Genomic DNA, 26,682 nt, shown 5'->3' with positions numbered 1-26,682 from the left:
TCCCCGGCGGGCGCCGTCCCCGGCATCCTCGGAGACGACGTCGGCAACCTCGGCGGGGCCTTCGGCGCCGAGTTCCGTCTCGACCGTGGTCGCGACGATGGCGTCGGCCGGGGTGTTGCCGCCCTTGCCGCCGCGGCGGCGACGGCGGCGACGGCGGCCGGACTTCTCCGGATCACCGGCAGCCGAATCGGCCTCGGCGGCGGGGGTTTCGGTGGTCACCACGGCCGCCTCGCCCTCGACCGGCCGGCCACCGCGGGTACGACGGCGGTTGCGGCTGTGGGCGCCGCGGCGTTCGCGCTCCACCACGACGGCATCCTCGTCGCGCTCGGGCTTGCGCTTGCGGATGACGCCGGTGACGCCCTCCGGAATGCCGAGCTCCTCGTACAGGTGGGGGGAGCGGGAATACGTTTCGACCGGTTCCGGGATGCCGAGGTCGAGGGCCTTGTCGATGAGGCCCCAGCGGTTCAGCTCGTCCCAGTCCACCAGGGTGACCGCGACACCGGTCTTGCCCGCGCGGCCGGTGCGGCCGATGCGGTGCACGTAGGTCTTCTCGTCCTCCGGGCACTGGTAGTTGACGACGTGGGTGACGTCGTCGATGTCGATGCCGCGGGCGGCCACATCGGTGGCGACCAGCACGTCGATCTTGCCCTCGCGGAACTTCTTGAGCGCCTTCTCACGGGCGATCTGCCCCAGGTCGCCGTGCACCGCGCCGACAGCGAAGCCGCGCTCGGCCAGATCGTCGGCGACCTTCTGCGCGGTCCGCTTGGTGCGCGCGAAAATCATTGTCGCGCCGCGGGTTTCGGCCTGCAGGATGCGAGCCACCAGCTCGCTCTTGTCCAGCGCGTGGGCGCGGTAGACCAGCTGGGTGATCCGGTCGTGCACCGCGGACTCGTGGTGCTCCTCGGCGCGGATGTGCGTCGGCCGGTTCAGGAAGGTGCGGGCCAGGGTGATGATCGGACCCGGCATGGTGGCCGAGAACAGCATGGTCTGGCGCTGCTCGGGAACCATATTGAGAATGCGCTCGATATCGGGCAGGAAGCCCAGGTCGAGCATTTCGTCGGCCTCGTCGAGGACCAGCACCTGCACCTTGCCCAGGATCAGATGCTGCTGCTCGGCCAGATCCAGCAGGCGGCCCGGGGTGCCGACGACCACGTCGACACCGGCGCGCAGCGCCTCGATCTGCGAATCGTAGGGGCGGCCGCCGTAGATCGACGTGATGCGCACCTTGGTTCCGGTGCTGTCGTCGAGATACTTGGCGGCGTTCTCCAGATCCTGGGTGACCTGGATGCACAGCTCGCGGGTCGGCACGATGACCAGCGCACGCGGGGTGCCGTCGAGGGCCTTGGTGCCGGAGTCGCCGGTGGCGATGCGGTGCAGCAGCGGCACACCGAAGCCGAAGGTCTTGCCCATACCGGTGCGGGCCTGGCCGATGAGATCCTCACCGGCCAGTGCGAGCGGCAGGGTGAGTTCCTGAATGGCGAAAGTGCGTTCGATGCCGATCTCGGCGAGGGCCCGGACGATTTCCGGCCGCACGCCCAATTCGGCGAAAGTGGGAGCGAGGTGGGTGTCGTCGAGTTCCGCGGTCAGCAGCGTGTCCGCCACACCCGGTTCCTGCTCTACGGTGATCTTGCTCAGGTTCTTGCCTTTCCTCGTTTATCGCGTCTCGCGCGCACGAGGCGTGGGGCGGACCCGGTCGGTCCGCGACGACCACTTGATCCGTGTTTCTCGCCGCTGCGGGATGCCTCTCCAGTGGATGGGCGTCGACCTGGCGCGGCGGTGCAGTGCTGCGGATCGGAGTGCGCGCACATTTTCCGTGGACTACGGGCGTGAATTCCGCCGTCCGCGGAGATTGTAGCGTGATACGGCCTTCGCCCTGATTTCCGCCACCGCTAATGTGTGGCGTTATTGCGCTGGTCGGCGCGCTTATCGGTTGCGAAAGACGGTCTGATCCGGGGTTTCGCATTGCCGTTAATGATTGTGGCGCACCATAATTCGCCCGGGGACAACGGTGTCGGCCACCGCGCGGACAGTTGAGTTGCTCACATAGGTGATACACCGTGTAGCACTATCTGCGAAGGTATTGCGGTGAGCTTGGCAGACACCGTGACCACCGCCGCCCGCAACATGTGGTCGCTGACCTTCGGCGACGGCATCGAGGCCCCCGAACCCACCCCGTCGACGGTGCTGTCCGACGCGCCGCATCGCGAACTGCGCCGCTACGACGGCGCGGGCCCCGACGATCCGGCCGTGCTGCTGGTCCCACCGCTGGCCGCGCCCGCCTTCTGCTTCGACCTGCGCCCCGATCAGAGCCTGGCCCGGTTCTTGCTGGAGACCGGCCGCGCGCCATACCTGGTCGACTGCGGCGACATCACCTTCGAGGACCGGCGCATGGGCTTCGAGACCTGGATCGACGACATCCTGCCCGAGGCCATCCGCGAGGTGTCGGCCGATCGCGGCGGCCGTCCGGTGGATCTGGTGGGCTGGTCCATCGGCGGCGTCCTGGCCCTGCTGACCGCCGCGGCCGATCAGGCGCTGCCCATCCGGTCCATCACGGCCGTCGGCGCGCCGCTGAGCTACGACCACATGCTCGGTGCGCGCGAACTGCGCACCCTGGCGCGTATCGACGGCGGCCGCACCGCCACCGCGGCCATTCGCGCCGCCGGCGGGGTCTCGGCGCAGCTGACCCGGATCGCCTACCGCGCCACCGCCTGGGATCGGGAACTCAAGCGGCCGTTCTTCATCGCGAGCAATCTCGCGGACACCGCGACCCTGGCCCGGATGGAGACCATCGACCGGTTCCAGAATTCGCTGCCCGGCTATCCGGGGCGTTTCTACAACCAGCTGTGGGGCCGCTTCATCCTCAACAACGACATCGGCAAGGGCGTGGTGCACCTGGGCGAGCAGCAGATCGCGCTGGCCGACATCACCCAGCCGGTGCTGCTCGTCGGTGGACCGAACGATGTGATCACCCCGGCCGCCGCGGTGGAGCACGGGACGACGACGCTGACCGGCTCGCCGGAGGTGCGGTACGAGACCGCACCCGGCTCGCACCTCGGCATTCTCGTCGCCCGCGACACCACGTGGACCCAGCTGGACAAGTTCCTGCGCGACCAGCACTGAATTACGTTGTGTCGCAAGGCCTTACGAACGTATCGAGGGTGCGTCCCGGGTGTCGTCGCCGATGGGTGAATGCGCGTCGTTTCCGGCCGCTAGGGTGGGGTCCCATGGGAGCAAACTCGTCCACTGCGCTCGGCGCTGCCTCGGAGTCTTCCGATGGCCGTATTCCTTCGTCTTCCGACGGCCGCATCTCCGCCGAACATCCTGGAGCCACCGACCTCTTCGCGGTCCTCGCCTACGGTGAGATCTCCGCCTTCTACCGTCTCGCCGAAGAGGCCAAGCTGTCGCCCACCCTGCGCGGCCGGGTGGCCGTCGCCAAGATGGCCGGCAACGAGATGGAACACTTCAAGACCCTGGAGCGGGCGCTGGCCGACCGCGGCGTCGACATCTTCGACGCGATGGCCCCCTTCGTGCGCGCCCTGGACGCCTACCACGCCTCCACCGACCCCTCCACCTGGCTGGAGTCGATGGTCAAGTTCTACGTCGGCGACGGCATCGCCGCCGACTTCTACACCGAGATCGCCGGCGCCCTGGCTCCCGAGGTCGCCGACGTGGTGCGCGACGTGCTGGCCGAGACCAGCCACTCCGAATTCGTCATCGAGGAGGTGCGCACCGCGGTCGCCCAGAACCGGTCCGAGCGGGACCGGCTGGCGCTGTGGGGCCGCCGCCTGCTGGGCGAGGCCATCACCCAGGCGCAGTATGTGATGGCGCAGCGCGACGGGCTCACCGAGCTGGTGCTCACCGCCACCGGCGATCTGAACGGCGTCGCCACGCTGTTCGAGCACATGCAGAACAGTCACGCCGAGCGCATGCGCGTTCTCGGCCTGAGCTGACACTCCCGTTCTTCCTGCCGTCTGCGCTGTTCCTAGACAGTGCCGTGGGTGGCTGTTCCCCGACAGCGCCGTGGGTGCTGTTCGCTGACAGCGCAGGCGGTCGCGGCCGGACGCTGTCCCGGCTGCGCTAGCGTGATCAGGACAGCACAAGGACTCTAGGTTCGGAGGTTGGCCGTGGAGGTCAAGATCGGCATTTCGGATAGCCCGCGTGAGCTCGTCATCAACAGCTCGCAGACCCCCGCCGAGGTCGAGGCGGCCGTCACCGGCGCGCTCCAGGGTGGGGGCGGCGTCGTCACGCTGACCGACGAGAAGGGCCGCAAGTTCCTGATCCAGGCCGCGAAGGTCGCCTATGTCGAGATCGGCACCCCCTCCTCGGGTCGCGTCGGCTTCGCGGCCGTCTAGCCGAACTCTCGGGGCTTCCTGAAACCCCTAGTGACATAAAAGAATTGCCCCGCCGAGCCGTTCGGCGGGGCAATTCTTTTGTTGTTGTCGGGGATTGAGGGGATTTCTCAATCCATCGGGTGCAGCGGCACGTGCTTCAGGCCGCCCCAGCACAATGCGACAGTGGTGTCGACCGCGTCGTCCTTGCTGATCGGCCGGTCCGCCTCGAGCCAGTAGCGCGCGCTCAGCTGGCTGGCGCCGACCAGGCCGACGGCGAGCACACGGGCGCGGTAGGGCTCCAGGCCGGAGTCGTGGGCGACCAGGTCGAAGACCGCGTCCACGCAGGCCTCGGTGGCCTGCTCGACTCGGCGCTGCACCTGCGGCTCATTGGTCAGATCGGATTCGAAAACCAGTCGGAAGCCCTGGGTTTCGTGATCGACGAAGTCGAAGTAGGCCTGCACGGCGGCGCGCACCCGCTGCTTGTTGTCGGTGGTGGAGCGCAGCGCCTGGCGCACGCTCGACACCAGGGCGTCGACGTAGTTCTGCAGGACCGCCAGATACAGTTCGAGCTTGCTCGAGAAGTGCTGGTAGAGCACCGGTTTGCTGACGCCGGCGCACTGCGAGATCTCATCCATGCCCGAGGCGTGATAGCCGCGTAGCACGAAGACCTCGCTGGCGGCCGCGAGTAGCTGCGCCCGGCGCGCCTCACGGGGCAGGCGGGTTCCGCGCTTGCTCGCCGCCATGGCCTCGGATGACATGCGGTGCGACGTCATCCGGTCCACGAGGTCAGTCATTGCCTTTTCTCCCAGTTGATTCCCGGTGGGAAGGATGTCACCGGTATCCCACGAACGATACTCGCTCATGGGGCCCGTGCCGATCCAGGTTCCGAATTTTGGTGTGCTGGTTGTTGTCGATCAGCACCTGTGATGGTCGAGTGGGACTCGCAGTCGATTATGCGAGACCGATCACAACTGTGTAGCACATGTTCTGATTTGTGAGCTCTGCCGCATTGGCGTGAGATATCTCGCAGCAATAGCAGCGCGCGGCGACGGCCCTTCCGTGCGTGGGGGCGGGCTATGAGAGTCTGTCAGTCGTGACCGACCATGGGGGCAGTAGTTCCGGCGGGCCTGATTCGCGCCGCCCCGTGGGGGCGGGTGTGCCGAAGACCGCCGGTAACAAGCGCCGAGGAAGACCCAGCGGGCCGATCCACGATCCGCTCGGTTTGTACACCGGCGCCAGCGCATCGCAGACCGGCCCCTCGGTATCTTCCGGGCTCATCACACCGCCCGAATCCGCATCCGATCCAAGTCGGCCCGCCGGCGATCACCTGCCGCTGCCGCACCAGCCGCTGCGCGCCCGCTGGGATCCCACCGCCCCGCCCGCCGACGCCCGCAACCGGCAGCGCCCCGATCGCGAGACCAAGAAGCAGAGTCCGCTGGGCCGCTTCGTGAGCACCTACGGCTGGCGCGCCTACGCCCTGCCCGTGCTGCTGGTCATCACCGTCCTGGTCGTCGTGGACGCCCTGCGCCACACCGGCGACGCCAGCACCGGACTCCCCGGCTTCGGCCGTCTCAGCGAGCACACCGACAAGCCCAGCGGCATCATCGGCGGCGCCCCCAAGGGCGACGGCAAGTACGCGGCCGATCTGCCCACCGGCGCGGTCCCGCCCGGCGGGCCCTACACCGACACCGGCGCCGGCAACTGGCACGTGGTGCCCGGCAATACCGCGCAGGTCGGCACCGGCTCCCAGCACGTGTTCACCTACACCGTGGAGATCGAGGACGGCGTGGACACCGCCAGCCTCGGCGGTGATCCGGCGATCGGCCAGATGGTCGACGCCACGCTCGCGAATCCCAAGTCCTGGACCCATGATCCGCGTTTCGGCTTCCGGCGCGTGGACACCGGCACTCCGGATTTCCGCATCTCGCTGACCTCCCGTGACACCACCCGCAAGTCCTGCGGTTTCGAGATCCCGGTCGACTCCTCCTGCTACAACGCCGATCTGGGCCGCGTGGTGCTCTCGGAGGTGCGCTGGGTGCGCGGGGCGCTGGCCTTCGAGGGCGATGTCGGCTCCTACCGGCAGTACCAGATCAATCACGAAGTGGGGCATGCCATCGGCTACCACGAGCACCAGCCGTGCGAGGTCGACGGCGGACTGGCGCCGGTCATGATGCAGCAGACCTTCGGGACCAGGAACAACGACATCGCGAAGCTCGATCCCGAAGGCGTGGTGCCGATGGACGGCAAGACCTGCCGCTTCAACCCGTGGCCCTACCCGCGGGCCTGAGCGCCCTCCACCGCGACGGCGGGCGCGGATTCCGTTGCGGCCGCAGGCCGGTGCCGGGCGACGCCCAGACCCGCCAGGGCGCCCAGGGTCGCCGCCGCGGCCGCGGTGAGCAGCGCCGCGCGGAAGCCGTGCTGGACGGCCGTCGTCGAGGTGTAGCCGCCGGCGACGGTGAAAACCGGTGAGGTGACCGCGATTCCGAAGCTGCCGCCGAGCTGGCGCAGGGCGTTGTAGATCCCCGACGCGGTGCCGATGGACTCCGGTCCGACCGAACTGATCGCCGCGTTCTGCACCGCGGGCATGGCGGCCGAGATGCCGATGCCGGTCAGCAGCATCGGCCCGATCAGCGCCGGGTATCCGGCCCCGGCCCCGGCGGCCAGGGCGATCCAGAGCAGGCCGATCCCCGCCAGCAGTAGTCCGGCCACGATCAACCGGCGTTCGCCGATCCGGCTCATGCGCGCGCCCGCCAGCGGTGCGACCACGAAAAGCGTTGCGGTCCAGGGCAGCAGGCGCAGCCCGGAGCCGAGCGGGGTGTTGTGCAGCCCGGCCTGCAGGTACTGGGCGAAGAAGAACGCGGTGCCGAAGATCGCGGCGGTCATCAGGAGCCCCGCCAGATTGGCGGCGCCGAAGCCGGGGCGGGTGAACAGCCGCATGGGCACCATGGGCTGCGGGGTGCGCAGCTCCCAGCCGACGAAGGCCGCCAGCAGCGCACCGCCGCCGAGCAGCGCGCCCAGGATCTCGGCGCTGGTCCAGCCGATCGCATTGCCGCGCACCAGTCCGAGCACCAGCCCGAGCACGCCGAGCCCGGACAGCAGGACGCCGACGGTGTCGACCTGGGCGGCGGGCCCGGTGCTCTCCGTGACCCAGCGGCGGACGGCCGGAATCAGGGCCGCGCCGATGGGGACATTGAGCCAGAAGATCCACTGCCAGGTCAGGCCCTGCACCACGGCCCCGCCGACGACGGGTCCGCCCAGGATGGCCAGCCCGGTGACCCCGGCGAAGATGCCCATGGCCCGTCCGCGCTGGGCGGGCGGGAAGGCCACCCCGAGCAGGGCGAAGGCGGCGGGCATGATCATGGCCGCACCGACGCCCTGCACCGCGCGGGCGGCGATCAGCGCGCCGATGCCGGTGGCCAGCGCGCAGGCGGCGGAGGAGACGGTGAACAGCGTGAGCCCGGCGATGAGCAGGCGGCGGCGGCCGATGCGGTCGCCGATCACCGCGGCGGTCAGCAGGAACACCGCGAGTGCGAGCGTGTAGGAGTTGAAGGTCCAGCCGAGCGCCTCGAGCGACGCGCCGAGCTGGACCCGGATGGTGTTGAGCGCGGTGGTGACGACGAGTGCGTCGAGCCCCACCATGAGTGACGCCACCGAGGTGAGGGCGAGCGTCCAGCGCTGGTGAGTGGTCATGGGGGAGTGACCTTTCGGGTCGGTTGGGGTGTCACGGGTACGTACTCACCGGCTCGCGAAAACTCATCGGCCGCTGGTCGGCGGCCTATCGCTCGACGGCTCGGCGACGCCGTGCTAGCAAGGTGGGATGACCGCCACCGTCGACGACGTGGTCGCCGTCGCCGATTCGCACCGCCCCGAACTGCTCGCCTACTGCTACCGGATGACCGGCTCGCTGCACGATGCCGAGGATCTGGTGCAGGAGATCCTGGTGCGCGCCTGGCGGTCGGCGGATTCCTATGACCCGCAACGGGCTTCGCTGCGCACCTGGCTGTATCGGATCGCCACCAATGTCTGCCTGACCGCGTTGAAGAGCGCGCAGCGGCGGGCGCTGCCGGTCGATCTGGCACAGCCGAATCCGGTGGTGGGGGCGGAGCGTCTCGATCCTTCGCCCGAACTGCCGTGGCTGGAGCCGTTCCCGGACGCGCTGCTCGGGGACGGTGATCCGGCGGCGGTGGTGGTGGCCCGGGAGAGTGCGCGCCTGGCGTTCGTGGCCGCGCTGCAACACCTTCCGCCGTTGCAGCGCGCGGTGCTGATCTTGCGAGACGTGCTGGCGCTGCGGGCCGCCGAGGTGGCCGGGCTGCTCGACACCAGCACCGCCGCCGTCAACAGCGCCCTGCAGCGGGCGCACGCACAGCTGTCCGGCGTCCAGGCGGGTCCCGCCGAACTGGGCGACGACGAGCAGCGCGAGCTGCTGAAGCGCTACGTCGAGGCGTTCGAGGCCATGGACATCGACGCCCTCGAGCGCATCCTGCGCGACGACGTCATGCTCCAGATGCCGCCGTTCCTGGCCTGGTTCCAGGGCCGCGACGCCGTCACCGCCTTCCTGGGCCGGGTCTTCGCCCGCGGCGAGGTCTTCCGCCTGCTACCCACCCGCGCCAACAACCGCCCGGCCCTGGCCGCCTACGTCGAGCGCGGCGATGTCTTCGAGGCCGCCAACCTCCACGTCCTCACCCTCGACCGCGACGGTTTCGCCCGCCTGGACCTGTTCCACTCCCCGGACCTCTTCCGTCTCTTCGACCTCCCCGCCCGGCTGTGACGTGACATCCGTAGGCTTGGGGAAGAACGCCCCGCCCTGCGGTGTTGCAGCAATGGCCGCGAGTTTCCGGCGAATTCGATTGAGGAGTCCGAAGACGTGTCATCGCATCCCTCCCTGCCGCCCCTGGTGGAGCCGGCGGCGGAGCTGACCCGGGACGAGGTCGCCCGCTACAGCCGCCACCTGATCATCCCGGACCTCGGGGTGGACGGTCAGAAACGCTTGAAGAACGCCAAGGTGCTGGTGATCGGCGCCGGCGGGCTGGGCTCCCCGGCGCTGCTGTACCTGGCTGCCGCCGGTGTCGGCACGCTCGGCATCGTGGAGTTCGACGAGGTCGATGCCTCCAACCTGCAGCGTCAGATCATCCACGGCGAGTCCGATATCGGCCGTTCCAAGGCGGACAGCGCCCGCGATTCGATTCTGGAGATCAACTCCGGAATCTCCGTGGAGCTGCACAAGATTCGCCTCGAACCCGACAATGCGGTCGAGCTGTTCAGCCGCTACGACCTGATCGTCGACGGCACCGACAACTTCGCCACCCGCTACCTCGTGAACGACGCCGCGGTGCTGGCCGGCAAGCCCTACGTGTGGGGCTCGATCTACCGGTTCGAGGGCCAGGTCTCGGTGTTCTGGGAGGACGCCCCCGACGGCCGCGGCATCAACTACCGCGACCTCTACCCGGAAGCTCCGCCGCCGGGCATGGTCCCGTCCTGCGCCGAGGGCGGCGTGCTGGGCGTGCTGTGCGCCTCCATCGGCTCGATCATGGTGACCGAGGCGATCAAGCTGATCACCGGTATCGGCGACCCGCTGCTGGGCCGGCTCATGGTGTACGACGCACTGGACATGAGCTACCGCACCATCAAGCTGCGCCGCGATCCGGAGCGTCAGCCCATCACCGAGCTCATCGACTACGACGCGTTCTGCGGCGTGGTGTCGGAGGAGGGCCAGGCCGCGGCCATCGGCTCCACCATCACCGCCCGGGACCTCAAGGAGATGCTCGACGCCGGCAAGGACGTCGCCATCATCGACGTGCGCGAGCCCGTCGAATGGGACATCGTCCGCATCGAGGGCGCGACCCTGATCCCCAAGGACCGCATCCTCTCCGGCGAGGCCCTGTCCGAACTGCCCCAGAACACCCCGATCGTCCTGCACTGCAAGACCGGAATCCGGTCGGCAGAGGCGCTCGCGGCGCTCAAGAACGCGGGCTTCTCCGATGCCACCCACCTTCAGGGCGGAATCATCGCCTGGGCCAACCAGGTCGACCCGTCGCTACCGGTCTACTGACCGAAAACGTTGATTTATCGCGACGTGACAACTGATTTCGGAAGGATCCGGGTAACTCCCCGGGTACGTCCGAAATCGGTGACGCGCCCGACCGCCGGTCGCCGACGACACTCCGACGGCTCCCAGTCTGGCCTTAAGTCGCGGGGAGGCGGTACAGCGGTACCGTACGCGCGTGACCATGACTGCTGTGGAACCTCCCGAGCATGTGCGCTCGACCTTCGGGTTGCGCGAGGAAGTGCCGGTTCCGCTGGGGAACTGGGACGGCGGCTGGCGTTGTGGCGATGTGGTCCTGAGCCCGGTGACCGATCACGCGCGAGCGGCGTGGTCGGCGAAGGTGCGTGAGACCCTGCGGGTGGACGGGCTGCGCCTGGCGCGGCCGGTGCGGGCCACCGATGGACGGTATGTCGTATCCGGTTGGCGCGCCGACACCTTCCTCGAAGGCATGCCGGAGCCGCGGCACGACGAAGTGGTGTCGCTGTCCTTGCGCCTGCATCAGGTGACCGCGCGGCTGGAGCGTCCGCGTTTCCTGGCCGCGCAGCCGGTCGCGCCGTGGGTGGATGTGGATGTCTTCGCGGCCGCGGATCGCGCTGCGTGGGAAGCGGTTCCGCTGCGCAGTCTCAAGCTGGGCGGCATCCTGCAGGCCACCTCCCCGGATGGCGAACGCAGCCAGATCCTGATCACCCAGCTGTCCACGCTGCGCAAACCGGTGACCACTCCCGCGCAGCTGGTGCACGGCGATCTGTTCGGAACCGTCCTGTTCTCGGGCGGTTTCGCGCCCGGTCTCACCGATATCACCCCGTACTGGCGGCCGGCCCCCTGGGCGGCGGCGGTCATCGTGGTCGATGCCCTGTCCTGGGGCGGCGCCGACGACGGCCTGCTGGAACGCTGGGGCGATCTCCCCGAATGGCCGCAGATGCTGGTGCGCGCGGTCATGTTCCGCCTCGCCGTGCACGCCCTGCACCCGCGATCCACCCCCGAGGCGTTCCCGGGCCTGGCCCGCACCGCCGACATGATCCGCCTGCTGCTCTAGGGGGATGAACAGGCGGAAAGGCCGCGCCGGGCGACGAATCCGGCGCGGCCTTTCTGCTCCCCTGAGGATGGGGAACTCTGGAAGGGCGCGCTTCCAAAGTCATTGCCCGAGCATTGCGTGTGCTCAGACGTTGGCGTGGGCCAGGGAGGGTGCGCGTCCGACCGCGAAGGACGAGCGCAGGTAGAACCACCAGCAGATCGCGCCCATGGCGAGGTAGGCCACCACGTAGCCCCAGAAGGCCGGATTCATGCTGTGGTAGTGGGTGTTCGACAGTCGCAGGGCCTGCTGCAGGATCCAGCCGCCCGCCGCGCCGATCGCGCCGATGACGCCGATGGCCGCACCCGCCTGCCGTTTCGCGGAGATCAGGGCCGCCCCGATGTCCTGACCGGTCTCCGAGGCGTGCCGCCGCGCTTCGGCGGTGAAGATCATCGGGATCATCCGGTAGGTCGACCCGTTGCCGACGCCGCTGAACACGAACAGCAGCAGGAACGAGATCAGGTACAGCGGAAAGTTCTTGGCCGACAGCGACGCCACGATGAGCGCGGCGGCCACCGCCATGCCACCGAAGACGTACAGCGTGATCTTCGCGCCGCTGAGCTTGTCGGCGATCCAGCCGCCGAAGGGCCGGCTCATGGAACCCACGAGCGCGCCGAGGAAGGCCAGGTTGCCCAGGGTGCCCATCCAGCCGATCTTGGCCAGACTCGGGAAGTTGGCCTTGAGCAGGGTGGGGAAGGCGAAGGAGAAGCCGATGAAGGAGCCGAAGGTGCCGATGTAGAGGATCGCCATCACCCAGGTGTGCCGGTTCTTCAGGGCCAGTTTGTAGGACTTGCCATCGGATTTCGCGCCGGACAGCGAGTCCATGTAGCGCAGCGCGCCGAACAGGGCGACGAGGATGAACGGAATCCACACCAGCACAGCGAGAGTGATGCCGAACCGGTAGCCGCCCGGGTTCTTGGCCATGATGTGGGTGCCCAGCGTGATGATGAGCGGCACGAACAATTGTGTCTGTGCCACACCGAGATTGCCGCCCGCGGCATTGATGCCCAGCGCCGCGCCCTTCTTACCCTCGGGGAAGAAGAAGTTGATATTGGCCATCGATGACGAGAAGTTGCCGCCGCCGACACCCGCGAGTGCGGCCAGCACCATGAACACCCACATGGGTGTGCTCGGCTGGTTGATGAAATACGCCAGACCCAGCGTGGGGATCAGCAGCATGGCCGCGCTGAAGGCGGTGAAGGCGCGGCCGCCGAAGCGCGGGATGGCGAAGGTGTAGGGCACCCGCAGGGCCGCGCCCACCAGGGTCGGGGTGGAGGTGAGCAGCAGCGCGTTGTTGACCGCGTCGGGATTCTTCGCGCTCAGGAAGGCGAATCCGGCCGAGCCCATGGCGGTGACCACGCTGGCCCACAGCACCCAGACGCTGAATCCGAGGTTCTCCGCGAATACCGAGAAGATCAGATTTTTCCGGGCGGTTTGTTTACCCCCGTTTTCCCAGAATTCATTGTTATCTGGTTCCCAGCGGTCGATCCACCGTCCGCGTCTTTGGAAGGCGAAGGTCGTTTCCGGTGCCTCTACTACGGTTGCCATGAGCAGCTGTCCTCTCGGCTGTCGCGACCGCCCTCATCATGGGTTCCCGGTCGTCGGGGAACCGCTGCGGTCGCGTCCAACCGTAGGAAGCGCTTTTTACATCCGAGTGTTTTTCCGTGACGGAGACGGTAATTCGACCTCACCCGGCGGCGTGTCGCGTGGTGACCTTTCGGTTACTCGAATTTCGTATCAAGCGTCTGGTATTCGGCCATGAGCGAGTCGAGGAAGCAGTTGGCGGTGCGGGCCGCCCGTTCCGGATCGCCGTCGATGACCGCCTGCACCAGTTCGGCGTGCTCGTCATGGTACGTCTCGCCCTCGCGCTCGGACCGGAACCTGATGCCGGCCGCGATGACGGGCAGCAGCGAGTCGTAGAACTCCAGGTATACCGCATTGTGGCTGGCGACCACGATGGCGCGGTGCAGTTGCACGTCGGCCTCGATGGCGGCATCGAAGTCGGTGTCCCAGTAGCGGTTTCGTTCTTCGAGCACGCGTCGCAGGGTCGCGATGTCGGTGTCGTCGCGGCGCTCGGCGGCCAACCGGGCGGCGGTGGTGTCGAGGGCCCGCCGCAGTTCCAGGACATCGCGCTGCTGGGCGTCGGCCAGGTACTCGGTGAGGGTGCCGCCGAGGGTGGAGGTGGAGATGACGTAGGTGCCCGAGCCCTGTCTGCGCTCGAGCATGCCGGCGTGCACGAGGGCCTGGACGGCCTCGCGCACGGTATTGCGGCCGGTGCCGGTGAGTTCGGTGAGCTCGGGTTCGGTGGGGATACGCGAGCCGACGGCCCAACGGCCGGAACGGATTTCGGCACGAAGCTGCTCGGTCACCTGGGCGATGAGGCTCGTGCGCCGGACTGGTTGCACGGGTGACAGCGTACCTTGCCTCACATTCGTTGCATCACATCATCGGGTCATCCTATGATTTCCGGGTGACTGCGACGATGGATGAGACGATGGCCCCGGTGCGGGGCCTTTCCAATGCCCCGAGCGAGACGACCGGGTTCCGCCCTGAAATGTCGAAGCGCGCCCTCCTCGAGGGCCGCCTGCTCGTGCTCGTCGCCATCGTCATGTCCGCGCTCACCCTTCGCGTCGCCGTCACCGCATTCACTCCGCTCGCCGCCCGCATCGGGCAGGACATCGGCTACTCCACCGCGGTGGTCGGCGTGTTCGGCATGCTGCCGACCGCCATGTTCGCCCTCGGCGGGCTGCTGACCCCGGTGCTGTCGCGTCGCCTGGGCCTGGAGACGACCGCCCTGGTGGCCATGCTCATGACCGGTGTCGGCTCGGTGATCCGCGCCCTGGTGCCCGCCACCTGGGAGCTGCTGGCATTCTCCGCGCTGGCCCTGGCCGGCATGGGCATCGGCAATGTGGTGATCCCGCCCCTGGTCAAGCGGTACTTCTCGGATCGCCTGGCCGCGCTCAGCTCGGTCTACATCGTGATGGTGCAGCTGGGCACCGTGTTCCCGGCCCTGATCGCGGTGCCGGTCGCGGACGCGCACGGCTGGCGGCTGTCGCTGGGCATGTGGGCCGCGCTGGCCTTCGCCGCCGCGCTGCCGTGGATCGCGGTGCTGCGGGTGCGGCGTGACCACGCCCGCGTGGACACCACCGAATTGCCCTCGGAGGCGGCCGAATCCACCGGCAAGGTGTGGCGTTCGCCGGTGGCCTGGGGCATGGCCTTCATGTTCGGCATGACCTCGCTGATCACCTACTCGCTGTTCACCTGGATGCCGACGATTTTCAGCGACGCCGGCGCCAGCGCCTCCTTCGGCGGCAGCATGGTCGGCATCTTCGCCCTCATCGGCCTGGTGGCGGCGTTGAGCGCGCCGATCGTGGTGGGCCGCATGGCCAATCCGTTCCCTGTCGTCATCGGCTGCGCGGTGTTCTTCTTCATCGGCTTCGCCGGTCTGCTGCTCGCGCCGATGAGCGCCCCGCTGCTGTGGGTGCTGGCGGTGGGCCTGGGCCCGTCGACCTTCCCGATGGCGCTGACCCTGATCAACCTGCGGACCCGCACCGGCGCCGGTTCGGCCGCGCTGTCCGGCTTCACCCAGGGTGTCGGCTACTCGGTGGCATGCGTGGGCCCGCTGCTGTTCGGCGCGCTGCACACGATGACCGGGGGTTGGCTGGCGCCGTTCGGCTTCCTGGTGGTGGCGGTCCTGATTCTGATGGCGGGCGCCTGGGTGGCATGCAAGCCGCGGATGCTGGAAGACACCTGGAAATAAATTCACCGTTCGAGTTGCCGAGCCGTGAGGTTGGGGCCATGCTTTGTGGCAAGGCTCTCAACTTCCGGCTCGGTTACGCATTTTCTAGCGTTTCCTGGCGATTTGTGGCGATTTGTGGCTGCCGGAAACCCTTGTGTCACATAGCTGAAACATGAGGTCACTTCTCACGCCGGCTGCCCGATATTCGTGAGCAACCGTTGATTTGCCGGTCATTTCGCGCAGCATCGACGCAATACCGATTTCCTACCTTGAGGCCATCCAGATTTCAGGAGGGCCTCTTGTTGACGACGCTGACCCGCAAGCGCGACATCGAGCATTGGGATGCCGAGGATGTCGCGGCTTGGGAAGCCGGTGGTAAGGACATCGCTCGCCGCAACCTGATCTGGTCGGTGTTCGCCGAGCACGTCGGGTTCTCGGTGTGGTCGATCTGGTCGGTCATGGTGCTGTTCATGCCGACCGACAAGTTCGGCATCGACCCGGCCGGCAAGTTCTTCCTGGGCGCGATGCCCACCCTGGTCGGCGGCTTCATGCGGATTCCGTACACCGTCGCCACCGCGAAGTTCGGCGGTCGCAACTGGACCATCGTGAGCGCGCTGCTGCTGCTGATCCCGACGCTGCTGACGCTGTACTTCGTCAACCAGCCGGGCACCTCCTACACGACCTTCCTGGTCGTGGCGGCCTTCGCGGGCTTCGGTGGCGGCAACTTCTCCTCGTCGATGTCCAACATCAACGTCTTCTTCCCGCAACGGCTCAAGGGCTGGGCGCTGGGCGTCAATGCGGGCGGCGGCAATATCGGCGTGCCGGTGGTGCAGCTGGTCGGCCTGGCGGTGATCGCCACCCTGGGCAACCACTACGGCAATGCCTCGGTGGTGTGCGCGGTCTACCTGGTCCTGATCGTGGTGGCGGCGCTGGGCGCGGCCCTCTACATGGACAACGTCAAGAACCAGAATGCCGACCTGTCCTACATGCTCAAGGCGCTGCGGGTGCCGCAGTCCTGGGCCATCGCCTTCCTCTACATCGGCACCTTCGGTTCCTTCATCGGCTACAGCTTCGCCTTCGGCCAGGTGCTGCAGATCAGCTTCAAGGCCGGCGGCGCGAGCGTCGCCGCGGCCACCCTGCACGCCGCGCAGATCGCCTTCATCGGCCCGCTGCTGGGTTCGCTGGCCCGCCCCTACGGCGGCAAGTGGGCCGACCGCATCGGCGGCAGCAAGGTCACGCTGTACACCTTCGGCGCCATGACCGCGGCGGCCGTGCTGGTCGCGGTGGCCTCCACCATGGGTGATCACGCCGGGCACCCGAAGGGCGGCGTGCTGGTGGCCCTGATCGTCGGATTCACCGCGCTGTTCGTCATCTCGGGCTTCGGCAACGGGGCGGTCACCAAGATCATCCCGTCGGTGTTCGAGGCCAAATCCCGCTCCCTGGACGGTGATTCGGCCACCCGGGCAGCCTGGGCCCGCAATACCTCGGGTGCGCTCATCGGCTTCGTCGGCGCCATCGGCGCGCTGGGCGGTGTCGGCATCAACCTGGTGCTGCGCTCCTCCTACGCCTCCACCAAGTCCGCGACCACCGCGTTCTGGGTCTTCATGGCCTTCTACGTGCTCTGCGCCGCCGTCTGCTGGGCGGTCTTCATGCGCCGCCCGAGCCTGCGCTCGCTGACCTCCGAAACCACCGACGCCGATGTCGTCGTCGAGGCCGAGGCTCTGGTCCTCGAAGCCGAAACCGGCTCCGCCGCAAACGATTCCTCGTCCACCTCGTCGGCTCGCGCCTGACGTCCATTCGCGAAAGGGACTGTCATGACCCACAGCATCGAACGCAAAACCGTTGTGGTGGTCGGCCACGGCATGGTCGGACACCGCTTCGTGGAGGCGCTGCGCTCCCGTGACGAGGCCGGAACCTGGCAGGTCATCGTCCTCAGCGAGGAGAAGCTGGCCGCCTACGACCGTGTCGGCCTGTCCTCCTATGTCGGCAGCTGGGAGGCGTCCGCGCTGGCGCTGCCCGGCAACGACTACGCGGGCGACACCCTGGTCGATGTCCGGCTCGGTGTGAAGGCCGACGCCATCGACCGCATTGCCCGCAAGGTCACCACCTCCACCGGTGAGGTGATCGGTTACGACGCACTGGTTCTCGCGACCGGCTCCTACGCCTTCGTGCCGCCGGTGCCGGGCCACGACGCCGAGGGCTGCTTCGTCTACCGCACCCTCGAGGACCTGGACGGCATCCGGACCGCGGCCGAGGCGGCCGGTCCGGGCGCGGTCGGCATCGTGGTCGGTGGCGGTCTGCTCGGCCTGGAGGCGGCCAACGCGCTGCGCCTGCTGGGCATGACCCCGCACGTGGTCGAGTTCAACAAGTGGCTGATGCCGGCCCAGATCGACGAGGGCGGCGGCGCCATCCTCGAGAAGCTGGTGACCGAGCTGGGTCTGGCCGTGCACACCGGTGTCGGCACCTCCTCGATCGAGACCGTCGAGGGCGCGCCGGTCGCCGAGCGGCTGTCGGTCACGTTCTCCGACGAGAGCGAATTGCGCGCCGCGGTCGTGGTTTTCGCGGCCGGTGTGCGTCCCCGTGACGAAATCGCCCGTACCTCCGGGCTGGATGTGGGCGAGCGCGGCGGTGTCCTCACCGACCTGAGCCTGCGCACCTCGGACCCGAACATCTACGCGATCGGTGAGGTCGCCGCGGTGGAGGGCGTCTGCTACGGCCTGGTCGCCCCCGGCTACAACACCGCCGAGGTGGTCGCCGACCGCCTGCTCGGCGGCGCGGGCGAGTTCCCGGGCGCGGACCTGTCCACCAAGCTGAAGCTGCTGGGTGTGGACGTGGCCTCCTTCGGTGACGCGCACGCCCGGACCGAGGGCGCGCTGTCGGTGGTGCTGCACGACGCGGCCAAGGGCACCTACGCCAAGCTGGTCGTCTCCGATGACGCCCAGACCCTGCTCGGTGGTGTGCTGGTCGGTGACGCCACCCAGTACTCGGCGCTGCGCCCGCTGGTCGGCCGCCCGCTGCCGGCCGATCCGGCCGCGCTGATCTCCCCGGCGGGTGCGGAACTGAGCGCGGACGCGCTGCCCGATGACGCCCAGATCTGCTCCTGCAACAACGTGTCCAAGGGATCGATCTGCGGCGCCATCGCCGACGGCGCCTGCGACGTGCCGGCCATCAAGAGCTGCACCAACGCCGGAACCTCCTGCGGCGGTTGCGTTCCCATGCTCAAGAAGCTGCTGGAGCAGTCGGGTGTGGAGGTCTCCAAGTCGCTGTGCGAGCACTTCACGCAGTCGCGCGCGGAGCTGTTCCACATCATCCAGTCGACCGGCATCCGTACCTTCTCGGGTCTGATCGCCAAGTACGGCACCGGAACCGGCTGCGACATCTGCAAGCCGACCGTCGCCTCCATCCTGGCGTCCACCTCGAGCGACCACATCCTCGACGGCGAGCAGGCCTCGCTGCAGGACACCAACGACCACTTCCTGGCCAACCTGCAGAAGAACGGCACCTACTCGGTGGTGCCGCGCATGCCCGGCGGTGAGGTGACCGCGGAGCAGCTCATCACCATCGGTGAGGTGGCCAAGGAGTTCGACCTGTACGTGAAGGTCACCGGTGGTCAGCGCATCGATCTGTTCGGCGCCCGCGTGGAGCAGCTGCCGCTGATCTGGAAGCGCCTGGTGGACGCGGGCATGGAATCCGGCCACGCGTACGGGAAGTCGCTGCGCACGGTGAAGTCCTGCGTGGGTTCGACCTGGTGCCGCTACGGCCAGCAGGACTCGGTCGGCATGGCCGTGCTGCTCGAAAAGCGTTACCGCGGTTTGCGTTCCCCGCACAAGCTGAAGCTGGCGGTGTCGGGTTGCGCCCGCGAGTGCGCGGAGGCGCGCGGCAAGGACGTCGGCGTCATCGCCACCGAGCACGGCTGGAACCTGTACGTGGGCGGCAACGGCGGTCTGACCCCGAAGCACGCGGTGCTGCTGGCCGGCGAGCTCGACGACGAGACACTGATCAAGTACATCGACCGCTACCTGATGTTCTACATCCGCACCGCCGACCGGCTGCAGCGCACCGCGCCGTGGCAGGAGGCCCTGGAGGGCGGCATCGACTACCTCGAGCAGGTCGTCTGCGAGGACAGCCTGGGCATCGCCGCGGATCTGGAAGCGGCCATGGCCAAGCACGTCGAGGGCTACAAGGACGAATGGGCCGCGGTGCTCGAGGACGAGGGCAAGCTGTCGCGCTTCGTGTCCTTCGTGAACGCGCCGGAGGAGTCGGACCCGACCATCGGTTTCGACGAGACCGGCGAGCGCAAGGTGCCCGTCCTGCTCGGCATCCCGGACATCCCGGTCAATGCGACCCACGCCACAGAGACCGCCACGCACGGGAAATGACTGCTTAACCGCGAGGAAACAGGGCGCCGGTACCAATAGGTAGGGCGTTCGGAGGAGAGTACCGATGACCGTGATCGACACACCCGGCACCGCAGTCACGACCGTTTCGGGTTGGACCCAGGCCTGCCGGCAGGACTATCTGATTCCCGGCCGCGGCGTGGCGGTCCTGCTGAAGGGCGGCCGCCAGGCGGCGCTGTTCCTCACCGCCGACGGGACGCTGTTCGCCGTAGGCAATATCGATCCCTTCGGGCGCGCGGCGGTCATGTCGCGCGGTCTGGTGGGCGACCGCGGTGGTGTGCCGGTGGTGGCGTCGCCGCTGCTCAAGCAGGCCTTCTCGCTGATCGACGGGCGCTGCCTGGACGACGATTCGATTTCGCTGCCGGTGTACGCGGTCCACGTCGCGGACGGTGTGGTCTCGGTGTCCAACGACCCGGTCCAATTCATCGGCGGCACGGCATGACCGAGGTGGACAGCGGTACCCCGCTGGCCGGCTTCACGGTCGGCATCACGGCCGCCCGGCGCGCCGAGGAACTCGGCACCCTGCTCGCCCGCCGAGGCGCGAATGTTGTTTCCGCCCCGGCCATCCGGATCATTCCGCTGGCCGACGACACCGAGCTGGAGCGGGTGACGCGGCAGCTGGTCGCGGCTCCGCCGCAGATCACCGTGGCCACCACCGGCATCGGCTTCCGCGGCTGGATGGAGGCCGCGGAGGGCTGGGGCCTGGCCGAGGAGCTGCGCGTCACCCTGGGCTCGACCCGCATGCTGGCCCGCGGCCCCAAGGCCAAGGGCGCCATCCGCGCTGCCGAGCTGCGCGAAGAATGGTCTCCCGCTTCGGAATCCAGCGCCGAGGTGCTGGATCACCTGCTGGCCCAGGGGGTCGAGGGCGTCCGGATCGCGGTGCAGCTGCACGGCGCCACCACCGAGTGGGAGCCGGTGCCGGACTTCTGCGAAGTATTGCGCTGCGCCGGAGCCGATGTGGTTCCGGTTCCGGTCTACCGGTGGATTCCGCCGGCGGACCGTACCCCCATGGACCGCCTCATCGAGGGCATCGTCACCGCCGGACTGGATTGCGTGACCTTCACCAGCGCTCCGGCCGTGGCGTCACTTCTCATGCGCGCCAAGGAGACCGGGCTGCTGGAGGCCGTTCTGCACGCCTTCCGCACCCGGGTGCTGCCGGCCTGCGTCGGCCCTATCACGGCCGCGCCGCTGGAGGAGCTGGGCGTCACGACGTCCATGCCCGGCCGCGCCCGGCTGGGCGCGCTGGCCCGCCACGTCGCCGAGGAACTTCCCCGGCGCGCCAACCGGATTCAGGCCGCCGGGCACCTGCTCAGCGTCCGCGGCGGTTGCGTCGTCGTGGATGGCCAGGTGCGCCAGCTGGCCCCCGCGCCCATGGCGCTCATGCGTTCCCTGGCCCGCCAGCCGGGCCGGGTCGTCTCCCGTGAGGACCTGCTCGCCGCCCTGCCCGGTGGGGGCGACGACACCCACGCCGTGGAGACCGCCATCGCCCGTCTCCGCGCGGGCCTCGGCACCCCCAAGGCCATCCAGACCGTCGTCAAGCGCGGCTACCGGCTGGCTCTCGACCCCGCCGAGTGCACCGACAATCCGCACCCGGAGGGTCCGAACCAGGCTGCGCGCCAGCCGGTTCCGGCGCACCCCCAGGGTCTGGGAGCGCGCCGCGAGGTGCCGCCGCGCATCCCCGGCACCCGTGCGCCGCACGCGGAGGTCCCGCCGCCCGCCGCGGCCGCCCGTCGGCCGATCGCCCCGGTGAACGGGACGGCCCGCCCGGTGGGCTTCCCGGCGCAGTCCGTATCCGCCGCCCGCCCCGCGGTGGCCACGCGCCCCGGCCGTCCGGCCGGGAGTGCCTGGTGAGCGCGCCGGCGCTGGTGCTCGTCGCGCACGGCACCCGGAGCGCCCGGGGTGTGGAGATGATCGCCGAACTAGCCGGAGCTGTTGCGCGGGAGCTGGGTGCGTCGGCGCTCGCGCACGGTGTCCGCAGCGGGATCGCCGAGACAGGTGCCGGTGCCGATTTCGGGGCCGCATCGGCATCGTTGCGTGAGATCGCGATCGCCGGTACGCCGCGGGTGCGCACCGCGTTCGTGGATGTGCTGGGGCCCTCCCCGGCCGAGGTGCTGCGGGATCTGGATCCGGTTCCCGCCGTGGTGGTTCCGGCCTTCCTGGCCTCGGGCTACCACGTGTATCAGGACGTGCCGCGAGAGGTGGCCGCGAGTGCTCACAGTGCGGTCGCGGTCACCCAGGCGATGGGTCCGGATCCGGCGCTGGCCGAGGTGATGCACCTGCGGCTGCGTGCGGCGGGCTGGCGGCCGGGGGACGCGGTGGTGTTCGCCGCCGCGGGTTCCTCGGACGCGCGGGCGCGCCGGGATGTGCAGCGCGCGGCGCGCCTGCTCTCGGAGCGCGTCGGCACGACCGCCCACCTGGCCTATATCGCGACCGGCGAGCCCAAGGTGCCGGAAGTGGTTGCGGCGGTGCGGGCTTCGGGCGCGCGCCGGGTCTTCGTGGCCTCCTATCTGCTCGCTCACGGGCTGTTCCACCAGCGCCTGCACGAGGCGGGTGCGGACGGTGTCGCCGAGCCGATCGGTGTGCACCCGGCCGTGGTGCGCTTGCTGATCGATCGCTACTTCGCGGCAATAGATTCGCTGACGGCCGTCCGGGTCGCCTGATCGGCACGGTCCGGGCCCGGTCGGATTAGGGGCTCGCCCCGATCCGTTAGGGGCCCGGCCCGAAACCGAATCGCCCAATTCCCCTATCACTTGGTGATTTTCGATTCGCATGGCAACCTTTACCGCAATTCGGTAAAGACCCTGGAGGATCCCCACGTGAAGAAGTTTGTCGTCGCCGCTGTGATCGCGGGCGGTATCGCCGGCCCGGCCGCCACCGCCGCCGCCGATTTCCCCACGATTTACGACCCGTGGACGGCGTGCATCCAGTCGGGCCAGACCTACGACCAGTGCCAGGCGCTGGTCAACAACACCCAGCCGACGGATCAGGGCGCGGGTTTCGGCTGGACCGGTTCCGCCGCCGGCCACTGAATTCCAAAACAATTTAATTTCAGATTCCGGGCCGACGCCGAATAGCGTCGGCCCGAGTCGTGTCCGTGTGATCCACGCCACAGTAGGTACTCCTCAGCAGTGGTTAAGGCGCTCCGCTTATGTGCCGTCCTGCGGCCTGACCTGTCTCGCTCACCGGTATTCGCCGGTTCCCTTCGGTTCGGCGGCGATCAGGATGGCGGGATGTCGCCCGAACATCCCGCCCGCCGCGCCGGACTCGCCTCGCAGGCGGCGGTGCGCGCCAAGCGCAAGGCCGAGTGGCTCGCCCTCTTCGCGGCCGACGCGCGCGTCGAGGATCCGGTCGGCATCTCCCCGTATGACCCGGTGGGCGAGGGGCATTCGGGTCACGAGGCCATCGCGGCCTTCTGGGACAAAGCGATCGAGCCCAGCCGAATCGAATTCGAGTGGGCCGATTCGTTCGCGTGCGGCGATGAGGCGGCCTTCACCGGAACCATTCGCAGCGCACGCCCCGAGGTGGTCGTCGAGGTTGATCTCGTCGCCGTCTACCGGGTGGATGCGGACGGGAAAATCGTTGCCCTGCGGGCGTTCTGGGAACTGGACCGCGCCCGCGTCACGCCGATTTCGGAGTAGCTCTCCGGGCGGATCAGCCCTTCGGGGTCTGCAGGGCCGGGAACCAGATGTCGGTGAGCACACTCGCGGCTTCCTCGGCGGAGACGTCGATGGTGCCCTGCATGGCCCAGCGGGTGAAGAATCGTTCCAGTTGGGCGACAAGGAGTTCCACGCGCAGGCGGGCTTCGTCCTGGCGGTCGGCGGGCCAGCGGGACAGGTAGGAGCTCATGACATTGGGGAGGGCCATGATGCCCTCTCGTGCCACTTCCCGGAATTCGGGTTCGAGGGTGGTGGCCTCGTCCCAGGCGGGCAGTAGGTCCTTGTACTCCTGGAACCAGTCGATGGCGCGCCGCATCCAGGCGGCGAATTCCTCCCGCGAGCCGGTGTCGAGCACGTGGTCGAGGTCCTCGTAGAAGTGCTGGACGCTGGGCAGCGTGCCCTGTTCGGCGATCGCGCGCAGCACATCCGGTTTGCCGGTGAAGTGCAGGTAGAAGGTGGCGCGGCTGCAGCCGACGGCGGCGGCGATGTCGTCGACGCGGACCGGCGCGTACCCCTGCGTGGTGAACAGCTGTTTGGCCGCGTCGATGAGCCGGCTGCGGGTCAGCCGCTTCTGTTCGTCGCGCAGCGACGTGCGCCGGGGCGTGTCGCTCTGGCCAGGTGTCTCGGGGTGGTCTACGTCGGATCGGGTCACGACTGAATGATAGACGCAAGTTCACTCACTAGACACACTGTCTAGCGAGTGTTAGCGTGTGTGGCACATCACGTCCGGCAGGGCTCTGTGACCCGTCGCCGAACCAGGAGAGTGAATTGGCTGCGCTATCTGCACACAATCGTGAATTGCCCAGGGTCTGCGTCGTCGGCGCGGGCCCGTCGGGCATCACCGCCGCGAAGCGGCTCGCCGAATACGGCATCCCGTTCGACTGCTACGAAGCCTCCGACGAGGTGGGCGGCAACTGGTACTACAAGAACCCGAACGGCATGTCGGCCTGCTACCAGAGCCTGCACATCGACACCTCGAAGTTCCGGCTGCAGTTCGAGGACTTCCCGGCGCCCGAGGAATGGCCGGACTTCCCGCACCACAGCCAGTTGCACCAGTACTTCAAGGACTACGTCGACCATTTCGACATCCGCGATCGAATCGTCTTCGGCAACAAGGTGATTTCGGCCGAGCGCGGCAGCGACGGCCTGTGGACGGTGACCACCGATCAGGGCCGCGTCGAGACCTACGACGCGCTGATCGTGGCCAATGGCCACCACTGGGATCCGCGTACGCCCGACTATCCGGGTGACTTCGGCGGCACGCTGATCCACTCGCACGCCTACAACGACCCGTTCGACCCGATCGATATGCGCGGCAAGCGCGTCGTAGTGGTGGGCATGGGCAATTCGGGCCTGGACATCGCCTCGGAGCTGTCGCAGAAGTTCATCGCCTCGAAGCTGTGGGTCTCGGCCCGCCGCGGCGTGTGGGTGCTGCCCAAGTACGTCAACGGCAAGGTCGGTGACACCCAGGTGGTGCCGGCGTGGATGCCGCCGAAGGTGGCGCTCAAGCTCAAGCAGCGTTTCGTGGTCAAGAACCGCGGCCGCATGGAGGATTACGGCCTGCCCAAGCCGGATCACCTGCCGTTCGAGGCGCATCCGTCGGCGAGCGAGGAGTTCCTGCACCGGGTCGGCTGCGGCGATATCGATTTCAAGCCCGCGATCACCAAGCTGGATGGCAAGACCGTGCATTTCGCGGACGGCTCGTCCGAAGAGGTGGATGTGGTGGTGTGCGCCACCGGCTACCACATCAGCTTCCCGTTCTTCACCGATCCGGCGCTGCGGCCCGACGAGAACAACAAGCTGCCGCTGTACCGCCAGATGATGAAGCCCGAGATCGACAATCTCTTCTATCTCGGCCTGGCCCAGCCGATGCCGACCCTGGTGAACTTCGCCGAGCAGCAGTCCAAGCTGGTCGCGGCGTACCTGTCGGGCAACTACCGGTTCCCGTCGCAGGCGGATATGACGGCGGCGGTGGCGAAGGCGGAGGCCGAACGCGCCGAGCGCTACTACAACTCGCCGCGGCACACCATTCAGATCGACTTCGACGTCTATGTCCGCGAGCTGAAGAAGGAACTGGTGGAGGGCGCGCGCCGGGCCGATGCGGCCGGGAATGCCCTGCCGGTCCGCAGCCGCGCGCTGGTGCGGGCGTAGAGGTGGGCGGAATGAGCAACGTCGCTGGATTCTGTTCCGAAGAATTCGCCGCTGTGCGTGCGGCTTTCACCGAGCAGGTGGAGTCGGGCGCGGAGCTGGGCGCCTCGGTGTGTGTGACCGTCGACGGCGAACCGGTGGTGGATCTCTGGGGCGGCTACGCCGATCTGGAGAAGACCACGCGCTGGGCCTCGGACACCCTGGTGAACACCTTCTCCATCACCAAGACCATGGTCGCGCTCAGCATCCTGCTGCTGGTCGACCGCGGTGAGCTGGACGTGCACCAGAAGGTGGCCCACTATTGGCCGGAGTTCGCCGCCAACGGCAAGGCCGATGTCGAAGTGCGGCACCTGCTTTCGCACACCTCGGGCGTCTCCGGCTGGGAGGACCCCATCGTGCTCTCGGACATCTACGAGACCGACGCGGCGTCGGATCGCCTTGCGGCGCAGGCGCCCTGGTGGGAGCCGGGCACCGCGTCCGGCTATCACGCCATGAACTACGGCCACCTGCTCGGCGCGGTGATCAAGCGGGTCACCGGCCGGCCGCTGGGCCGCTTCTTCGCCGAGGAGCTGGCGGGCCCGCTGGGCGCCGACTTCCACATCGGCACCGCCGCCGACGATCTCGGCCGCATCGCCACCCTGGTGCCGCCGGAGCTGCCGGAGTTCGACCAGTCGCTGCTGCCGCAGGACAGCGTCATGTTCAAGACCCTGTTCCAGCCGCTGCTGGATTTCGCCGAATGCGGGACCCCGCAGTGGCAGCAGGCCGAGCTGGGCGGCATGGGCGGCCACGGCAATGCCCGCTCCATCGCGCGCCTGCAGTCGCTGATCAGCAATGGCGGCGAGCTGAGCGGCCGGAAGTTCCTGTCGGACAAGACCATCGACCTCATCTTCGAGCAGCAGTCCGACGGCCTGGACCTGGCCATCATGCTGCCGCTGCGCTTCGGCGTCGGCTACGGCCTGCCGCAGCCGCAGACCGCACCGCACGTGCCGGACGGCCGGGTGTGCTGGTGGGCCGGACTGGGCGGCGCGATGGTGGTCAACGACCTGGACCACCGCGTCACCTTCGCCTACGCCATGAACCGGATGGCGCCCGGCCTGATCGGCTCCGATCGTGCCGACGCCTACCTGAAAGCGACCTTCGACACAGTCCGGGGGCGTGCGTGACAGGCTTCACTCGGGCAAGCTGCGAAGATTCGCGCAATCGGATTCGAGGATTTGATTCATGACCAATGCCGTTGATCTGCAGGCTCTGGCCGCTCGGGTGGCCGGGAAGCTGACCGGGCCGGGTGGGCCGTTC

General features: G+C 68.4%; 21 protein-coding genes and 2 pseudogenes. 17 read left to right on the top strand and 6 right to left on the bottom strand.

Annotation, left to right across the window (positions count from 1 at the left end; genetic code table 11):
- Nucleotides 1-96 precede the first annotated feature (96 nt).
- A pseudogene (locus ACWEKS_RS30550) lies at nucleotides 97-1,602 on the bottom strand (DEAD/DEAH box helicase); the annotation flags it as partial.
- Between the two features lie 483 nt (nucleotides 1,603-2,085).
- Here ACWEKS_RS30550 and ACWEKS_RS30545 point away from each other — a divergent pair.
- From ACWEKS_RS30545 to ACWEKS_RS30535, 3 genes are all read left to right on the top strand, one after another.
- Nucleotides 2,086-3,120, top strand: a complete 1,035-nt coding sequence (locus ACWEKS_RS30545) for an alpha/beta fold hydrolase (RefSeq protein WP_452343288.1) — start codon at nucleotides 2,086-2,088, stop codon at nucleotides 3,118-3,120.
- 104 nt (nucleotides 3,121-3,224) lie between these two features.
- The gene (locus ACWEKS_RS30540; RefSeq protein ID WP_452343287.1) at nucleotides 3,225-3,950 is read left to right on the top strand and encodes a ferritin-like fold-containing protein; all 726 of its coding nucleotides are present in this window, start codon (nucleotides 3,225-3,227) and stop codon (nucleotides 3,948-3,950) included.
- A gap of 174 nt (nucleotides 3,951-4,124) precedes the next feature.
- Nucleotides 4,125-4,352, top strand: a complete 228-nt coding sequence (locus tag ACWEKS_RS30535; RefSeq protein ID WP_452343286.1) for a DUF3107 domain-containing protein — start codon at nucleotides 4,125-4,127, stop codon at nucleotides 4,350-4,352.
- Between the two features lie 107 nt (nucleotides 4,353-4,459).
- On the opposite strand, the gene ACWEKS_RS30530 is transcribed toward ACWEKS_RS30535, so the two are convergent.
- Nucleotides 4,460-5,125 carry a TetR/AcrR family transcriptional regulator gene (locus ACWEKS_RS30530; RefSeq protein WP_354834016.1) on the bottom strand — a complete coding sequence of 222 codons (666 nt, stop codon included), beginning with the start codon at nucleotides 5,123-5,125 and terminating at the stop codon, nucleotides 4,460-4,462.
- A 533-nt stretch (nucleotides 5,126-5,658) separates the two neighbouring features.
- Here ACWEKS_RS30530 and ACWEKS_RS30525 point away from each other — a divergent pair.
- A complete protein-coding gene (locus ACWEKS_RS30525; protein ID WP_452343344.1) occupies nucleotides 5,659-6,618 on the top strand; it encodes a DUF3152 domain-containing protein in 960 nt (319 codons plus the stop codon).
- Here the strand turns inward: ACWEKS_RS30525 and ACWEKS_RS30520 are convergent.
- On the bottom strand, nucleotides 6,603-8,021 hold the full coding sequence (locus ACWEKS_RS30520; protein WP_452343285.1) for a DHA2 family efflux MFS transporter permease subunit: 1,419 nt from the start codon (nucleotides 8,019-8,021) through the stop codon (nucleotides 6,603-6,605). The two genes, ACWEKS_RS30525 and ACWEKS_RS30520, sit on opposite strands and share 16 nt — an antisense overlap.
- Nucleotides 8,022-8,148: 127 nt before the next feature.
- Here ACWEKS_RS30520 and ACWEKS_RS30515 point away from each other — a divergent pair, with 127 nt between their 5' ends.
- The 3 genes from ACWEKS_RS30515 to ACWEKS_RS30505 all read left to right on the top strand — a co-directional run bounded on the left by ACWEKS_RS30515 (nucleotide 8,149) and on the right by ACWEKS_RS30505 (nucleotide 11,410).
- On the top strand, nucleotides 8,149-9,099 hold the full coding sequence (locus ACWEKS_RS30515) for a sigma-70 family RNA polymerase sigma factor (protein ID WP_452343284.1): 951 nt from the start codon (nucleotides 8,149-8,151) through the stop codon (nucleotides 9,097-9,099).
- A gap of 96 nt (nucleotides 9,100-9,195) precedes the next feature.
- A complete protein-coding gene (gene moeZ / locus ACWEKS_RS30510) occupies nucleotides 9,196-10,380 on the top strand; it encodes an adenylyltransferase/sulfurtransferase MoeZ (RefSeq protein WP_452343283.1) in 1,185 nt (394 codons plus the stop codon).
- A gap of 178 nt (nucleotides 10,381-10,558) precedes the next feature.
- Complete coding sequence (locus ACWEKS_RS30505) at nucleotides 10,559-11,410, top strand: TIGR02569 family protein (protein ID WP_452343343.1); 852 nt, start codon at nucleotides 10,559-10,561, stop codon at nucleotides 11,408-11,410.
- 123 nt (nucleotides 11,411-11,533) lie between these two features.
- On the opposite strand, the gene ACWEKS_RS30500 is transcribed toward ACWEKS_RS30505, so the two are convergent.
- The gene (locus tag ACWEKS_RS30500) at nucleotides 11,534-12,994 is read right to left on the bottom strand and encodes an MFS transporter (RefSeq protein WP_452343282.1); all 1,461 of its coding nucleotides are present in this window, start codon (nucleotides 12,992-12,994) and stop codon (nucleotides 11,534-11,536) included.
- 173 nt (nucleotides 12,995-13,167) lie between these two features.
- Nucleotides 13,168-13,851, bottom strand: coding sequence for a FadR/GntR family transcriptional regulator (locus ACWEKS_RS30495; RefSeq protein WP_452343281.1), 684 nt, complete (start codon nucleotides 13,849-13,851; stop codon nucleotides 13,168-13,170).
- Between the two features lie 65 nt (nucleotides 13,852-13,916).
- On the opposite strand from ACWEKS_RS30495, the gene ACWEKS_RS30490 reads away from it, so the two are divergent.
- From ACWEKS_RS30490 to ACWEKS_RS30455, 8 genes and pseudogenes are all read left to right on the top strand, one after another.
- Nucleotides 13,917-15,206: an MFS transporter gene (locus ACWEKS_RS30490; RefSeq protein ID WP_452343280.1), complete on the top strand. Its 1,290-nt coding sequence runs from the start codon at nucleotides 13,917-13,919 to the stop codon at nucleotides 15,204-15,206.
- A 278-nt stretch (nucleotides 15,207-15,484) separates the two neighbouring features.
- The gene (locus ACWEKS_RS30485) at nucleotides 15,485-16,975 is read left to right on the top strand and encodes a nitrate/nitrite transporter (protein WP_452343279.1); all 1,491 of its coding nucleotides are present in this window, start codon (nucleotides 15,485-15,487) and stop codon (nucleotides 16,973-16,975) included.
- A 24-nt stretch (nucleotides 16,976-16,999) separates the two neighbouring features.
- Entirely contained in the window at nucleotides 17,000-19,564 is a 2,565-nt protein-coding gene (gene nirB, locus ACWEKS_RS30480) for a nitrite reductase large subunit NirB (RefSeq protein ID WP_452343278.1), read from the top strand.
- A 64-nt stretch (nucleotides 19,565-19,628) separates the two neighbouring features.
- Entirely contained in the window at nucleotides 19,629-20,024 is a 396-nt protein-coding gene (gene nirD / locus ACWEKS_RS30475; protein ID WP_452343277.1) for a nitrite reductase small subunit NirD, read from the top strand.
- Nucleotides 20,021-21,166: pseudogene (locus ACWEKS_RS30470) on the top strand (uroporphyrinogen-III synthase); the annotation flags it as partial. The gene nirD and the pseudogene ACWEKS_RS30470, both read left to right, overlap by 4 nt.
- A 263-nt stretch (nucleotides 21,167-21,429) precedes the next feature.
- The gene (locus tag ACWEKS_RS30465) at nucleotides 21,430-22,242 is read left to right on the top strand and encodes a sirohydrochlorin chelatase (RefSeq protein WP_452343276.1); all 813 of its coding nucleotides are present in this window, start codon (nucleotides 21,430-21,432) and stop codon (nucleotides 22,240-22,242) included.
- 93 nt (nucleotides 22,243-22,335) lie between these two features.
- The gene (locus ACWEKS_RS30460; protein ID WP_452343275.1) at nucleotides 22,336-22,611 is read left to right on the top strand and encodes a hypothetical protein; all 276 of its coding nucleotides are present in this window, start codon (nucleotides 22,336-22,338) and stop codon (nucleotides 22,609-22,611) included.
- Nucleotides 22,612-22,812: 201 nt separating this feature from the next.
- The gene (locus tag ACWEKS_RS30455; protein ID WP_452343274.1) at nucleotides 22,813-23,220 is read left to right on the top strand and encodes a nuclear transport factor 2 family protein; all 408 of its coding nucleotides are present in this window, start codon (nucleotides 22,813-22,815) and stop codon (nucleotides 23,218-23,220) included.
- A gap of 13 nt (nucleotides 23,221-23,233) precedes the next feature.
- On the opposite strand, the gene ACWEKS_RS30450 is transcribed toward ACWEKS_RS30455, so the two are convergent.
- The gene (locus ACWEKS_RS30450; protein ID WP_379379487.1) at nucleotides 23,234-23,890 is read right to left on the bottom strand and encodes a TetR/AcrR family transcriptional regulator; all 657 of its coding nucleotides are present in this window, start codon (nucleotides 23,888-23,890) and stop codon (nucleotides 23,234-23,236) included.
- A 146-nt stretch (nucleotides 23,891-24,036) separates the two neighbouring features.
- Here ACWEKS_RS30450 and ACWEKS_RS30445 point away from each other — a divergent pair, with 146 nt between their 5' ends.
- Nucleotides 24,037-25,389 (top strand): flavin-containing monooxygenase, encoded by a 1,353-nt coding sequence (locus ACWEKS_RS30445; RefSeq protein ID WP_452343273.1) that lies wholly within the window; start codon nucleotides 24,037-24,039, stop codon nucleotides 25,387-25,389.
- Nucleotides 25,390-25,400: 11 nt separating this feature from the next.
- Entirely contained in the window at nucleotides 25,401-26,549 is a 1,149-nt protein-coding gene (locus ACWEKS_RS30440; protein ID WP_452343272.1) for a serine hydrolase domain-containing protein, read from the top strand.
- The last annotated feature ends 133 nt before the right edge of the window (nucleotides 26,550-26,682 follow it).

This window comes from Nocardia sp. NPDC004711 (assembly GCF_053601595.1).
This window is presented reverse-complemented; position numbering and strand designations above follow the sequence as displayed.

Bases quoted from the DNA above. Each gene is read 5' to 3' on its own strand.
- ACWEKS_RS30540 (WP_452343287.1), top strand. From the start codon at position 3,225: ATGGGAGCAAACTCGTCCACTGCGCTCGGCGCTGCCTCGGAGTCTTCC.
- ACWEKS_RS30530 (WP_354834016.1), bottom strand. From the start codon at position 5,125: ATGACTGACCTCGTGGACCGGATGACGTCGCACCGCATGTCATCCGAG.
- ACWEKS_RS30520 (WP_452343285.1), bottom strand. From the start codon at position 8,021: ATGACCACTCACCAGCGCTGGACGCTCGCCCTCACCTCGGTGGCGTCA.
- ACWEKS_RS30515 (WP_452343284.1), top strand. From the start codon at position 8,149: ATGACCGCCACCGTCGACGACGTGGTCGCCGTCGCCGATTCGCACCGC.
- ACWEKS_RS30505 (WP_452343343.1), top strand. From the start codon at position 10,559: ATGACTGCTGTGGAACCTCCCGAGCATGTGCGCTCGACCTTCGGGTTG.
- ACWEKS_RS30500 (WP_452343282.1), bottom strand. From the start codon at position 12,994: ATGGCAACCGTAGTAGAGGCACCGGAAACGACCTTCGCCTTCCAAAGA.
- nirB (WP_452343278.1), top strand. From the start codon at position 17,000: ATGACCCACAGCATCGAACGCAAAACCGTTGTGGTGGTCGGCCACGGC.
- nirD (WP_452343277.1), top strand. From the start codon at position 19,629: ATGACCGTGATCGACACACCCGGCACCGCAGTCACGACCGTTTCGGGT.
- ACWEKS_RS30455 (WP_452343274.1), top strand. From the start codon at position 22,813: ATGTCGCCCGAACATCCCGCCCGCCGCGCCGGACTCGCCTCGCAGGCG.
- ACWEKS_RS30440 (WP_452343272.1), top strand. From the start codon at position 25,401: ATGAGCAACGTCGCTGGATTCTGTTCCGAAGAATTCGCCGCTGTGCGT.